Below are 674 nucleotides of genomic sequence, written 5' to 3'. Positions count from 1 at the left end.
TAAATCGAAATATGTGAATGTTTTGTTAAATAGTAATGTTTAAACTTGACATTTATAATTCCCCCCTAATTTCATTTTCAAATCCGTAAACATGAAAAATCATCCATCAGAAGAATTATTTTATTCCCAACAACAGTTAGCTTCTTTACTCGAATTTTCAGTTCAAACTATAATCAAATACAGAAAGTTGGGTCTGATTAATTCCACACAATTTATTAGTCGTGGCAGAGTTTTTATAGACAAACAGAAATTTCTAAATGAAGATTTACCTCGCTTAAAAAAGCAACTAAACAATATAAACCTATAATCTATACACTAATGAAAAACTTTTATTTCCTACTCCAATCAAAGGGAGGTGTGGGCAAGTCTTTGCTTACCTACTTAATTGCACTTAAAAATCAACATACAAGCGATGTATATTTTTTGGATGCGGATAGCTCGGCAAGTTCTTCCAAAAAACAATTGAAATTTTTACAGGGTAAAACACCTGCAAGATTTGCTTTACTGAACTTATTGGATAGTAGAGGGAAAATCGACAGACAATTATTATTCGAGAATTTGCTTTCGTTAGCCAACAAAGAGTATATCGATTTTTATATAGATTTCGGTGCCCCCGAAAGCAGCGAATTCCCTTTATTGTTTACTAAAGATTTTTCAATAGAGGAGTTTAAAGA

1 protein-coding gene is annotated in these 674 nt (G+C 31.3%); it reads left to right on the top strand.

Annotation, left to right across the window (positions count from 1 at the left end):
• Nucleotides 1–357 precede the first annotated feature (357 nt).
• Nucleotides 358–674: hypothetical protein (locus tag E3E36_RS11120; RefSeq protein WP_206203610.1), on the top strand; the 317-nt coding region annotated here is incomplete at its 3' end.

Source organism: Thermococcus sp. M36, from assembly GCF_012027355.1.
GTDB lineage: Archaea > Methanobacteriota_B > Thermococci > Thermococcales > Thermococcaceae > Thermococcus.
The sequence above is the reverse complement of the archived record's forward strand: the minus strand, read 5'-3'. Positions and strand labels throughout refer to the sequence as shown.